9 protein-coding genes are annotated in these 12,657 nt (G+C 72.3%); 4 read left to right on the forward strand and 5 right to left on the reverse strand.

Features of this window, described 5'->3' with window-relative positions; genetic code table 11:
• Window positions 1–117: 117 nt before the first annotated feature.
• Complete coding sequence (locus ACFW6B_RS16255; protein ID WP_386596353.1) at window positions 118–1,812, reverse strand: rhamnogalacturonan lyase B N-terminal domain-containing protein; 1,695 nt, start codon at window positions 1,810–1,812, stop codon at window positions 118–120.
• A gap of 326 nt (window positions 1,813–2,138) precedes the next feature.
• On the opposite strand from ACFW6B_RS16255, the gene ACFW6B_RS16260 reads away from it, so the two are divergent.
• On the forward strand, window positions 2,139–3,875 hold the full coding sequence (locus ACFW6B_RS16260) for a DUF2264 domain-containing protein (RefSeq protein ID WP_386596355.1): 1,737 nt from the start codon (window positions 2,139–2,141) through the stop codon (window positions 3,873–3,875).
• Between the two features lie 48 nt (window positions 3,876–3,923).
• Window positions 3,924–4,649 carry a rhomboid family intramembrane serine protease gene (locus ACFW6B_RS16265; RefSeq protein ID WP_386596357.1) on the forward strand — a complete coding sequence of 242 codons (726 nt, stop codon included), beginning with the start codon at window positions 3,924–3,926 and terminating at the stop codon, window positions 4,647–4,649.
• A 21-nt stretch (window positions 4,650–4,670) separates the two neighbouring features.
• Here the strand turns inward: ACFW6B_RS16265 and ACFW6B_RS16270 are convergent, their stop codons facing one another.
• Entirely contained in the window at window positions 4,671–5,279 is a 609-nt protein-coding gene (locus ACFW6B_RS16270) for a TetR/AcrR family transcriptional regulator (protein WP_386596359.1), read from the reverse strand.
• Window positions 5,280–5,527: 248 nt separating this feature from the next.
• Between ACFW6B_RS16270 and ACFW6B_RS16275 the strand changes: the two genes are divergently transcribed.
• Together ACFW6B_RS16275 and ACFW6B_RS16280 are read left to right on the forward strand one after the other, a co-directional pair.
• The gene (locus tag ACFW6B_RS16275; protein WP_386596361.1) at window positions 5,528–7,231 is read left to right on the forward strand and encodes a PHP domain-containing protein; all 1,704 of its coding nucleotides are present in this window, start codon (window positions 5,528–5,530) and stop codon (window positions 7,229–7,231) included.
• A complete protein-coding gene (locus ACFW6B_RS16280; RefSeq protein WP_386596363.1) occupies window positions 7,228–7,833 on the forward strand; it encodes a hypothetical protein in 606 nt (201 codons plus the stop codon). The genes ACFW6B_RS16275 and ACFW6B_RS16280 overlap by 4 nt, the downstream gene beginning before the upstream one ends.
• Window positions 7,834–7,887: 54 nt before the next feature.
• Here ACFW6B_RS16280 and ACFW6B_RS16285 read toward each other — a convergent pair whose 3' ends face one another.
• Genes ACFW6B_RS16285 through ACFW6B_RS16295 form a run of 3 tightly spaced genes read right to left on the reverse strand, consistent with a single transcriptional unit; the run spans window position 7,888 to window position 12,641 of the window.
• Complete coding sequence (locus tag ACFW6B_RS16285; RefSeq protein ID WP_386596365.1) at window positions 7,888–10,773, reverse strand: glycoside hydrolase family 2 TIM barrel-domain containing protein; 2,886 nt, start codon at window positions 10,771–10,773, stop codon at window positions 7,888–7,890.
• A gap of 12 nt (window positions 10,774–10,785) precedes the next feature.
• Window positions 10,786–11,679, reverse strand: coding sequence for a carbohydrate ABC transporter permease (locus tag ACFW6B_RS16290; protein ID WP_386596367.1), 894 nt, complete (start codon window positions 11,677–11,679; stop codon window positions 10,786–10,788).
• Window positions 11,676–12,641: a carbohydrate ABC transporter permease gene (locus ACFW6B_RS16295; RefSeq protein ID WP_386596369.1), complete on the reverse strand. Its 966-nt coding sequence runs from the start codon at window positions 12,639–12,641 to the stop codon at window positions 11,676–11,678. Before ACFW6B_RS16295 ends, ACFW6B_RS16290 begins: the two co-directional genes overlap by 4 nt.
• Window positions 12,642–12,657: the final 16 nt, after the last annotated feature.

Raw genomic sequence — 12,657 nt, forward strand, 5'->3', positions numbered from 1 at the left:
GGTCACCCGGGCCCCCGCCCGGGAGAGGCCACTGTGGCACCGCGAAGTCGCCCTTCGGCGGGAACGGGGGAAATGTGAACCCCTTCCCGGTGAGGCGTATAGGGTGCCGCTCCGGGGTCAGACCAGCAGGTCCAGCGCGTCGACCGACGTGCCGGCGCTGAGGAACGACGTCGTCCCCGATCCGCTCACCACGTCGATCCTCAGCACGTTGTACCGGCTGGTGTCGGTGAGCCAGGCGCTCGCGGGCACGCTGTACGTGAACGTGTGGTTGTTGCCGCGGTACGAACCGACCGTCAGGGAACGGGTGCTCGGCTGGGCCGGCGGCGAAGGGATCGACGACACCCAGTCGTTGACCGTCACCCGCGGCCGTCCGTTCGCGTATGCGGTGGTCACCCCGATCCGCAGGGTGTGCGCGGCGGCGGCCTGCGCGGCCGTCAGCTTGAAGTAGACCAGCAGACCGCTGTTGACGTCCTTCCAGATGTACGCCGGGAAGGACGCGGTCTCGCCGCCGCTGCCGATGACCACGTTGCCGGTCCACGCGGCGGCCCGGACGTCGGACGGATGCGCGTACGTCATCAGGTCCGCGTTCTTGAACCCGGCGGGCGTACCGTCCCAGGTGCCGATCCGCCAGATCGCGCTCGCGTTGGCGGGGTCGTTCGTGGACGCGACGGTGATGGTGTTCAGGGTGGTCGTCGCGCCGGCCGTGACCGTCACCGAGGTGGTGTGGACGGCGAGTTCGCCCTTGAAGACCGTCAGCGCGTACGTCCCCGGCAGGACGCCGCCGATCGAGAAGTAGCCGTCCGAGGCCCGCGCCGAACCCCAGTACTGCGCGGCCTGGTCGGCAAGCCCGACGGTGTACGCGTACGTGGTGTCGCGGCCCGTGATGCCGACGCCCGCGACCCTGCCGCGGCCGCTCGCCGCCACGTAGCCGGAGATGCCGAGCGAGTCCGCCCACGCGGTGGTCAGCGTGCCCGGGTACAGCGAGGAGGAGGGGGCGCCGCCGTCCGTGAAGGCGATGACGTACGGGCCCTGGAGCCCGAAGCGTTCGGCCTCGGTCTGGTTCTCGCCGTAGTACAGGATCTCGTACAGCCCGCCGCCGTCGGTGCTCTGGTGGCGCAGCAGGGAGCGGTAGAACGGGCCGCCCGAGGCCTTCTCGTGGTTGGAGCGGACGACGTACAGGCCGACGCCCCCGGTGGTCCAGCCGGTCGCGGCGTAGTCGATGACGCGGCGCTTCGCGTAGTGCTTCGAGCGGGTCTGCCCGTCGGACTTCACGAAGACGTCCGCGGCCTCGATGACGGTGGGCGCGTAAGTGTAGGAATCGGGCTCGTCGTTGGGGAACAGGCCGGCCTTGACCCGCACGATGTAGCGCGTGGCGCTGACGGAGGTGTCGGCCTTGTTCGTCCAGAGGTAGATGTTGTTCTCTCCGCTGCGGGCCGCGTAGTAGTGCTTGAGCGTGCCGTAGGCGACGGAGACCAGGATCGTCGTCCCGGACTGCTTGATCGTCACCGTGGAGGTGCCGAGGCCGGACTCGACGTGCGAGTTCTTGCCGCCGTAGCCCTGGTACTCGGTGCCCCGGTAGACCAGCGAGGTCAGGTCGCCGTTCGTCCTGCTCACCTTGAAGACGAGGTTCGCGCCGGTGTCGACGACGTAGTTCGAACCGTCGTCGCTCCAGCCGAAGGCCGCGGCGGAGGCGGCGGACGCGGCGGACGCGGCGGACGCGAACGGACCGGACAGGGCCGCGGCGCCTGCGGCGGCAGCGCCGCCGAGCACGACGGCACGGCGTCGGACCAGCCTGTTCGGGGATCCGGGCACGGGGTGCCTCCTTCGGGAGTGGGGGTGCGGGTGTTTCGCAGGGTGACAGTCGGAGCAGTATTGCGAAAGGGCTTTCGCTGACGGTGAGTTGGGGGTCGTATGAAATCTGGCCGCATTTCAGAAAGCGCTTGCCCGCGGGCGGTGCCGTCCTGCCGCCCCGCCGTCCTGCCGGAGGAACCCCGCGTCCGGCGCCGAGGGCTCCGGTGAGGACGGGATGAGCCCCTGGGGCGTCCCGACCGGAACCGGGGCGCCCCAGGTATCCGCCCCGGCCGCCCCCGGGGCCGGCGTCCGGGACTCCGGCCCCGGACCGGACAGGAAGGCCAGTGATGCCCGTCGCACCCGCCGAGGACCGCTCCCTGAGCCCGTACACCGGCCTCACGCGCGCCCACTGGGAGGCGGCCGCCGATTCCCTGCTCGCCGCGGTCGCCCCGTACGCCACCGACGACCAGGCCCTTTACCACCTCCCCGGAGGGCACACGAGCAGTGCCGGTCGGCTCTCCGACGGCCTGGAGGGCTACGCCCGCACGCTGCTGCTGGCGGGCTTCCGCCGCGACGAGAAGGTCCTGGAGCGGTACGCGCGCGGGCTCGCCGCCGGAACGGCGGGCGGCTGGCCCCGGATCGAGGACCGCGGCCAGCCGCTCGTCGAGGCCGCGTCGATCGCGCTCGCGCTGCGGCTGACCAGGCCGCTCCTGTGGGACCGGCTGGACGACGGCGTGCGGCAGCGGGCCGCCGCGTGGCTCGGCGACGCGCTGACGGCCGAACCCTGGGCCTGCAACTGGGAGTTGTTCCCGGTGGCCGTCGGAGGCTTCCTGCTGGAGGCCGGCTGCGAACCCGACGCGTCGCGTGCCGCGATCGACCGCGGACTGGAGCGCATCGAGCAGTGGTACCTCGGCGACGGCTGGTACACCGACGGACACGGGCGCAAGTTCGACCACTACAACGGCTGGGCGATGCACCTCTACCCGGTGCTGCACGCCTGGCTGGCGGACGACACCCGGCTCCTCGACCTGTACGCGGGCCGCCTGGAGTCCCATCTCGGCGACTACGCGCGCCTGTTCGGCGGTGACGGCGCGCCGATGCTCCAGGGCCGTTCGCTCACCTACCGTTTCGCGGCCGCCGCCCCGCTGTGGCTCGGCGCGCTCACCGGCCGCACGCCCCTGTCCCCGGGCGAGACCCGGCGCCTCGCCTCCGGCGCCCTGCGCTACTTCCTCGACCGGGGCGCGGTGGACGGCGACGGACTGCTCACCCTCGGCTGGCACGGCCCCGACGAGACGTTCGCGCAGCACTACTCGGGACCCGCCTCGCCGTACTGGGCGAGCAAGGCGTTCGTCGCCCTGCTGCTGCCCCCGGAGCACGAGGTCTGGACGGCCACGGAGGAAGCGGGCCCGGCCGGGCGCGCCGACGCCGTCACCGGGATCGGGCCGCCCAACTGGCTCGTCCAGTCGACGCGTTCGGACGGCCTGGTCCGCCTCCACAACCACGGCAGCGAGGACGTCCGCTACGACCCCTACTACACGCGGCTCGCCTACTCGACGGTGACGAAGCCCTCACCGTCGTACGACAACAGCGTGATCGTCGGCGGCGACGCGAGCCGTACGGGGATCGTGCCGCTGGGGGTCGGGGAGGGCTGGGCGGCGTCCCGGCACACCGTCTCGGAGGCTGTCGGGGCCGTCTGCCTCGTGGTCGCCCGGGGTGCCGTGGAAGTGCGGGCCCACCTGGTGTCGGGCGCGGCGCCCGGGACGCCGGTACGGGTCACGGGCTGGGCCGCGCACGACGGCGCCCGCTGCGAACTCCTGCCGGCGCACGGCCTGTCGGGAACGGGGGAGGGCGTCACCGGGGACGGCCCGTCCCTCTTCGTCGCCCTCGTCCGCCTCACCGGGGACCGGGACCCGCTCCCGCTCACGGACCTGGTGTCCGTGCGGGTGACGACACCCGGGAAGGCGGGGACCGGCGCGTACGACGTCACGGTGACCTGGGCCGAGGGAGGAACGGCGGCCTTCCGCTTCGACGGCGCCGACGGAATCGTCCCCCTGGACGGCGGTGACCCCGCGGACGGTCCTTAGAGTTCGGGGTGGGGCGGAGACGGATCCGCCGGGGCAGGGGGATGTGTCATGGACGGTTCGGACGAGGGGCGGGGCGGCAGGACCGGCGGCGGCCCGGTGGACGCGGAGCACATGATCGCGGAGGCGCGGAAGGCGTTCTTCGTGATGTTCGGGTTCCTGGCGGTCGTCTGGCTGGTGCAACTGGCCAACTACGCGGACCACTACGCCCTCTCCCGGGACCACGGGCTCGTCTCCGGCGATGTCACCACGCTGCCCGGCATCCTCAGCGCGCCCCTCCTGCACTGGAACTGGGCGCACATCGAGAGCAACTCCGGCCCGCTGTTCGTCTTCGGTTTCCTCGCCGCCTACCGGGGTGTGGCCCGCTTCCTCGCGCTGAGCCTGCTGGTGGCGGTGAGCAGCGGCCTCGTGGTCTGGTTCTTCGAACGGGGCGACGCGGAGACGGTCGGCGCGAGCGGCCTGGTCTTCGGGTACTTCGGATACGTCGTGGTCCGCGGGATCTTCGACCGGCACCTGATCGACACGCTGATCGGCGTCGTCATGGCGGCCTCCTTCGCCTACATGCTCACCGTCGCGGTACCGGGGACACCCGGGGTGAGCTGGCTCGGCCACCTCGGGGGCCTGGTAGGCGGCCTGGCCGGCGCCTGGCTCCTCCGCGACCGCCGCCCCCGTCCACCCGCCGGCACGAAAGCCCCGGCCCGCCGTACCCCGCCCCCGGACCCCGCCAACCCCCGCGCGGACCTGCACAAGGAACTGGGCGATCTGGGGCTGCTCTAGAACCCCCTGCCGGAACCGGGCTCACCCCGAGGTGCCGGGCTGCCCGTCCTCGGTGCGCGGCCAGTTCTCCAGGGCCACGTGCAGCGCGTCCAGCGCGTGTCTCCAGGACGTCTCCACCGCGCGCGGGGCGCCGAACCCGCCGATGGCCTCGAGGGTGCAGTAACCGTGGAAAGTGCTGCGCAACAGACGTACGGCGTCGGTCAGATCGGGCTCGGACAGCCCGTAGGCGCGGAGCATCCCGCAGGTGACCTCGGCGGTGACCTCGGCCGTGCGGACGTACTCCGGCCGCTGCGCGACCAGGTCCGGGTCGACCTGCGTGTGGGTGGCCCGGTAGCGGCCGGGCCGCTCCAGCGCGTAGGCGCGGTAGGCGTCGGCGAAGGCGACGAGCGCGTCCTTGCCGGCCCGTCCGGCCACGGCGGCGGCGATCCTGTCGATCATCTCGCCGGACGCGAGCAGCGCGACGCGCTCGCGCAGCTCCCGGACGTTGCGCACGTGCGCGTACATGCTCGCGTCCTTCACCCCGAACCGCCGGGCCAGCGCGGCCACGGTGACGTTCTCGAAGCCGATCTCGTCCGCGAGATCGGCCGCCGCCAGCACGACCCGCTCGGTCGTGAGTCCGGCACGAGCCATCGATGACCACCTTCTCACCGCAGAGCATTTCCTGGGGAACCCAGGCGGAAGCCTAGCCGGGCGCGGTCACCGACTCCGTGGAATTCATGACGCATCGGACATGCGGAAGGGCAACAGGGCGACGGATGAAGCCAGTTGACCGATTCAGGTCGCCCGGCGAACACGAGGGGGCCGCCCGCCGTTCACGCTCCGCCCCGAATCTCCTCATGACGCGTCCGCAGGGGCGGGGCGGGACTCGGGAGGCGGACATGGGGCACACGCACGAGCACGGGCACCACCATCACCACGCGCACGGCCACCAGGGCGCGGACGCCGCGCTGCCCGCCGCCTTCGACACCGCCGTGCCCGACGAGGCCCTCACGCCCGGGCAGCGGTCGCGCCGCTCGCTGCTGCGCCGCGCGGGACTGCTGGGCGCCGGCCTCGCGGCCGGCAGCGTCCTCGCGGAGGGGGCCGCCGCCCCCGCCTACGCCTCCACGGGCGGCCGGAGAACGAACGGCTTCCTCTGGCTCGCCGGAGACCACCACATCCACACCCAGTACAGCAGCGACGGCAAGTACCGCGTCCGTGACCAGGTCCGCCAGGGTGCCGCGCACGGCCTGGACTGGATGGTCATCACCGACCACGGCAGCGAGACCCACGCCAGGATCGGCGTGGACAAGGTCAACCCGGACATCAGGGAGGCCCGGGACCTCCACGAGGACACCCTCGTCTTCCAGGGTCTCGAATGGAACATCCCGGCCGCCGAGCACGGCACGGTGTTCGTGCACCCGGGCCGCAACGAGGTCGCCGTCCTCAAGCAGTTCGAGACCGACTACGACGGCGGTGTCAAGGGCGCCGGCGACTCGACGCCCGCCAACGAGGCGCTCGCCGTCGCGGGCCTCAACTTCCTTGCGCAGCAGGTCGAACGGCGCAAGGTGAAGGACGCCCTGATGCTCGCCAACCACCCGGCGCGGCGCGGTGTCGACTCGCCGCACGAGATCCGCGGCTGGCGCGACGCCACCGCCCCGGGCCGCCGGATCGCCGTCGGCTTCGAAGGCGCCCCGGGCCACCAGGCCGCCGGTCTCGCCACGCCGCTCGGCATGGGCCGGGCCCGTGGCATCTACGACAACGGCCCGAGCGCCAACTCCTTCGCCGGCTACCCGCTGGAGAGCTACCGCACCTGGGGCGGCTTCGACTGGATGACCGCCACCGTCGGCGGTCTGTGGGACAGCCTCCTCGCCGAGGGCAAGCCCTGGTGGATCACCGCCAACTCCGACTCCCACCAGGTCTACACGGACACCGCCGTACGCGGCGGCCCGGACAGTGACTTCACCGCCAACGGCAGGCACACCGACCCTGTCCACGGCGGGAAGATCGACACCACGCAGGGCGACTACTGGCCCGGCCAGTACAGCCGTACCCACGTCGGCTCCGACGGGTTCTCCTACGCGGCCGTGATGGACGGCATCCGCGCCGGCCGGATCTGGGTCGACCACGGGCAGCTCATCAGCGGTCTCGACGCGCGGGTCTCCGGAGGAGGCCGCTGGGCCACCCTCGGCGGCGCGCTGCACGTGCGCAAGGGCACCAGGGTCACCCTGACCGTGGACCTCGGACTGGCCGGCGGCCCCAACTGGGCAGGTTTCGTGCCCAAGCTGGCGCGCGTCGACGTCATCCAGGGCGATGTGACGGGCGCGGTCCTGGACCGGGACACGTTCACCGCCCCCACCGCGCGGGTCGCCAAGTCCTACGAGGTGAACAAGTCGGCCGGCACGGTCCGTCTCACCTACGACCTCGGCGCCGTCGACCGCCCGGTGTACGTCCGGCTGCGCGGCACCGACGGCAACCGTTCCGCCGTCGGCCTGATGGGCGCGGCGGTCGACCCGGCGGGCCCGGCCGTGGACGTCGTCGGCGACGCCGACCCGTGGAAGGACCTGTGGTTCTACTCCAACCCGGTGTGGGTGCTGCCGTCGTGAGCGAACCGTACGTCGTCGGGGTCGACACCGGGCACACGGGATCGCTGCGGGAGGCCGACCACCTGCTGCGGGCGCTCGCCGCGGAACTCGGCCTGCCCGCGGACGCGCTGGGCTGCACGCACCACGTACGGGAGGGGCGGCCGCACACCGCGCTGTCCTTCGCCCTGCCGTCGGAGCGGGCGGCCCGCGCGGTGTGGCGGTCGCTCACGGAGGACGCCTCCGTCGGGTCCGTCGCCGGCACCGGCCCGGGCGTCGCCCTCGGCAACGACCGGCACGGGCCCGACGAGCTCGCGGCCGGAGCCGCCCACGCGGCCGCCGAGCACACGGCGCGCACGGGCGGCCGCGCCGTCCTGTACCCGGGGGCCGGTGCCGTCACCGGGACCCTGGGCGTCGGACGGCTGCTGGAGGTCTCCGCCGTGGAGCGGGTCGCCGTGTTCGGCTCGCCCGGAGGTGCCCCATCGGAGGCGGAGCTGGTCACCCGCGACCACGTGCGCCCCGAGTGGCGCGAGGGCCGTCTCGTCCTCGCGGCGATGCCGGCCGCCGGCGGCACCCTGGTGCCCTTCGAGGTGCCGGACCCGACACCCTGCTGCGCCGACCACTGACGGGTGCGGCCGGACGGCCGGGGAGAGCCGTCCGGCCGCGTTCGGGGGCGGGGCTCAGTCCTGGACCTCGGAGAACACGAACGAGAACTCCGCCGGGACGGCCCGCAGCCGGTGGCGCGGGAGCACGCCGGGACCGCAGGACTGCGAACCGATGCCCTGCTGGCCGTGGTCGAGGTTGACCCAGACCGTGTCACCGGGACGCAGATCCGTCAGGTGGTCCGCCGCGTCGAGCTGCTCGGTCGTCCAGCGGCGCGCGGTGAACCAGAAGGCCGGGTCGCCCTCGACGCGCAGTCCGCCGATCTCGGCCCGGCGGACGCCGGGCCGGGCGCCGTTCTCCTGCGGGCGTACGTACGGCGTCTGCATCGCGTCGACCGTCGACTCCCAACGCCCGTCCATACAGGCCGTCATGGTGTCCGGGTAGCCCTCGCCGGGGCCGCCGCCGAGCCAGGTCACCCGTTCCGCGGAGCCCGGGAGCCCGAGCCGGACGCCGAGGCGGGGCAGCGGCAGTTCCCAGTCGCCCTCCGGCGCCACGGAGACGGTCAGCCGCAGCCGGGTGCCGTCGGAGGTCCAGCGGTACACCGTGCGCAGGCCGACGTCCCGGGCCGCGGGCGCCACCCGGGTGCGTACGGTCAGGGAGCCGTCGTCCGTCTCGACCGCGTCCAGCCGGTGCCGCATCCGGTGCAGGCCCAGCGCGCGCCAGAGCGGGCCGTTGCGGGCGTCCGGCTGCCAGTGCGCGCCGTTGTCGTTGTCGGTCGGGGCGCGCCACACGTCGAGGCGGGGGCCGGTGACCCCGATCCCGCCGAGGGCCAGCAGCGTCCCGGTGCGGGCGTCGAAGGTGCCCGGCCCGAGGGTGATCACCCCTGGGCCCGGGACCGGGGCGGCGAAGGCCGCGAGGCGGGGCGGCGCGGGCTCCGCCACGGGGATCTGGGTCCAGGCGACGACATGGCCGCGCGGTGCCCACGCCGTCTCCTCGGCCAGCACCGCCCGGACCGTCCACCGCGCCCCCGCTCCCCGCGGGTCCACGGGCGGCGCCGGCAGCCCGACGTCGGCCGAACGGCCCGGTTCCAGCGCGGGCACCGTGAGCGGGCCCGACCCGGCGGTCTCGCCGTCCACCTGGTACGACCACTCGAAGGCCAGTCCGGAGAGGTCCGCGAAGTCGTACCCGTTGGTGACGCGCACGGCGCCGTCCAGGCCTTCGACGCGGACGGGCTCGATCACCTTCTTGTACTCGACGAGCCCGGGGGACGGGGTCCGGTCGGGGAAGACCAGTCCGTCGCACACGAAGTTCCCGTCGTGCAGTTCCTCGCCGAAGTCCCCTCCGTACGCGAACCCGTGGCGCTCGTCCTCGATCCCGTGGTCGATCCACTCCCAGACGAAGCCGCCCTGGAGGCGCTCGTACGAGGTGAACAGGCGCTGGTACTCGGCGAGGCCGCCGGGGCCGTTGCCCATCGCGTGCCCGTACTCGCAGAGGATGAAGGGAAGTTGACGCCGTCTCAGGCCGCCGCCGTCCTGACGGCGGCCGATCCGTTCGACCTCGGCGTGATCGGCGTACATGCGTGAGTAGACGTCCGTGTCACGGCAGTCGTGGTCGCCCTCGTAGTGGATGAGCCGTGAGCCGTCGCGGCCGCGGATCCACTCGGCCATGGCGGTGAGGCCACGCCCGGTGCCGGCCTCGTTGCCGAGGGACCAGAGGACCACCGACGGATGGTTCTTGTCGCGTTCGACCATGCGCGCGGCCCGGTCGAGCAGCGCGGGCGTCCAGCGGGGGTCGTCGACGGGGTTGTCGCGCCAGCCCTGTTCGGTGAAGCCGTGGGTCTCCAGGTCGCACTCGTCGACGACCCACAGGCCGTAGGTGTCGCACAGGTCGAGGAAGGCGGGGTGCGGCGGGTAGTGCGAGGTGCGCACGGCGTTGATGTTGTGCCGCTTCATCAGCAGCACGTCCGCGAGCATGGTCTCCGGGTCGAGGGCGCGGCCCTTCTCCGGATGCCATTCGTGCCGGTTGACGCCCTTGAAGAGGACGGCCCTGCCGTTCACCGTGATCAGGCCGTCCCTGAGCTCGACCGTGCGGAAGCCGATCCGCAGGGGGACGCGCTCGCCCTCGGTGACCAGCTCGCCGTCGTACAGCCGGGGGGTCTCGGCCGTCCAGGGCAGCACCGGGACGGTGACCGGTGTCCCGGTCCCGGCGTCGATGTCCAGGGCGGGCACGAGGACCCGTCCCTCGACGTCGGAGTCGACGCGCAGGGTCCCCAGGCCCCGCGCGTGGTCGTAGGAGGCGTGCACGAAGAAGTCGAGCGCGCTGCCCGGCGGGCGGTGCAGGAGGGTGACGTCACGGAAGATGCCCGGCAGCCACCACTGGTCCTGGTCCTCCAGGTAGGAGCCCGCCGACCACTGGTGCACCCGGACCGCGAGCACGTTGCCGTCCGGCCTGAGCAGGTGGCCGACGGCGAACTCGTGCGGCAGCCGCGAGCCCTTGAACTCGCCGAGGTCCGTGCCGTTCAGCCACACCCGGGCCGAGGACTCGACGCCGTCGAAGCGCAGGACCGCACCGCCGTCCGCGGGCCAGTCCGGCGGCAGGTCGAAGTGGCGCAGGTGGTCGCCGGTCGGGTTCTCGGTGGGCACGCGCGGCGGGTCGACGGGGAACGGGTAGAGGTGGTTGGTGTAGGCCGGCGAGCCGTGGCCCTGCAGCACCCAGTGGCCGGGGACCTCGATCCCGGCCCAGCCGCCGGGCTCGTACCCCTCGGCCGCGAAGGAGTCGTCCTCGGTGTCGGCGGCGGGCGAGAGGCGGAAGGCCCAGCGGCCGTTCAGGGACAGGGACCGGGCGCTGGAGGCCGCGTACCAGGCGCGGGGCGGCAGGGCGCCGCTGCCGGGGGAGACGTCCTCGACGTGGTCGACGGGTGGCGGGGGAGAGGCCGGTGCTCCTGGAGAGGTGCGGAAAGACATGCGTCTCCTAGTTCAGCCCTTGATGCCTGTCTGCGCGATTCCCTGGACCAGCCACCGCTGGAGGAAGAGGAACACGAACACCAGGGGCAGGATGGAAATGGCCGTGGCCATGAAGATCAGATGGAAGTTGACGGTCTGGTTCGTCATGTACGAGGACAGGGCGACCTGGACGGTCCAGGCATCGGGGTCCTGGCCGATGACCAGCGGCCACAGGAAGGCGTTCCAGCCGCTGATGAACGTGATGGTCGCGATCGCGGCGAAGAAGTTGAGGGAGTTGGGCACGACGATGCGCCAGTACGCGCCCCAGCGACCGAGCCCGTCCATGCGCGCCGCCTCCTCCAGCTCCTTCGGGAACCCCAGGAAGTACTGCCGGAAGAGGAAGCACGTGAAACCGCTGAAAAGCCCCGGAACGATGAGTCCGCGAAGGCTGTCCACCCAGCCGAGCGACGACACGAGCACGAAGCTCGGGACGAAGGTCACGGCGGAGGGGACCATCAGGGTGACCAGCACCGTGTAGAACACCTTGTCGGCGTGCCGGTACGGGATCCGCGCGAGGCCGTAGCCGGCGAGCGAGCACACCAGCAGGGTGCCGAGGGTGTGCAGCACCCCGACGACGGCGGAGTTCAGCAGGGAGCGGGCGAAGGGGACGGTGGGGTCCTCGAACAGCTCGCGGACGTTGCCCCACTTCAGATCGGTGGGGAAGAACTGCCAGTTCTCTCCGGTGATGGCGGCGTCGGTGGACAGGGCGTTGCGTACGAGCAGGTAGAAGGGGACGAGGAACAGCAGGCCGGCGACCCCGGTGGCGACGTACAGGCCGGTGCTGCCGAGGACACCGCCCGGCCCGTTCCGGCGGCGCCGGCCCGGTGCGCCGGCGTGAGCCTCGCGGCGCCGTGCGACGGCGTTCATCCGGCCTCCTCCCCGCGTCCGAATCCCATGAACGTGCCCTGGAGCAGGGTCACCATGCAGATGAGCAGCGTGAGGATGACCGCGCCCGCGCTGCCCGCGCCGTAGTCCTGCGCCTGGCCCAGTGCCGTGTAGTACAGCTCGACGAGCGGCGGGCGGCCCCAGGTGGTCTTCGAGAGCAGGTTGAAGAACTCGTCGAACGCCTGGTAGGCGGCTATGAGGAGCAGCAGGATCACGGCCGTCGAGGTGGCCCGCAGCTGCGGCAGGGTGATGTGGCGGAAGGACTGCCAGCCGGGACCGGCCCCGTCGATCGCGGCGGCCTCGTAGAGCTCCGGAGGGATGTTCTGCAGGGCGGCCAGGAAGAGGATCATGTAGAAGCCGGCCTGGAGCCAGAGCCGCGCGGTCACGATGACCAGCCAGTACCAGGGCGGATCCGGGTCGGCGAGCCAGGCGATGTTCTCGATCCCGAACCAGCCGAGGACGGTGTTCATCAGACCGAAGCGGACCCCGCTGAAGACGGACATCTTCCAGATCAGCGAGGCGGCGACGTAACTGCACGCGGTCGGCAGGAAGAACACCGACCGGAAGAACGCCCGCATGAAACGCAGCCGGTTCACCATCAGCGCGAGACCCAGGGAGAGCGCCCAGGTCAGCGGCACGATGAAGGCGGCGAAGACGGTGAACGTCACCAGCGAGCCGGTGAAGTCGCCGTCCTCCAGCATCTGCCGGTAGTTGTCGAGGCCGACGAACTTGTCGGGGGTGACGGTGAAGCGCGCCTCGAAGAAGCTCAGCCAAAGGCTCCAGCCGATCGGCACGTACACGAAGACGGTCAGGCCGATGAGGAAGGGGCCGGTGAAGAGCCAGAAGGCGAAGGTGTCTCCGCCCCGCCGGAACCGGCGCGGCCGGAGTGCCGCGCGCTTGTCCGGCGCGGAGCCCGGGGCACCGTCCGAAGTGGTGGTCGCCATGTCGGGGGTCCGTCCG

It is taken from the genome of Streptomyces sp. NPDC058751, from assembly GCF_042746485.1.
GTDB lineage: Bacteria > Actinomycetota > Actinomycetes > Streptomycetales > Streptomycetaceae > Streptomyces.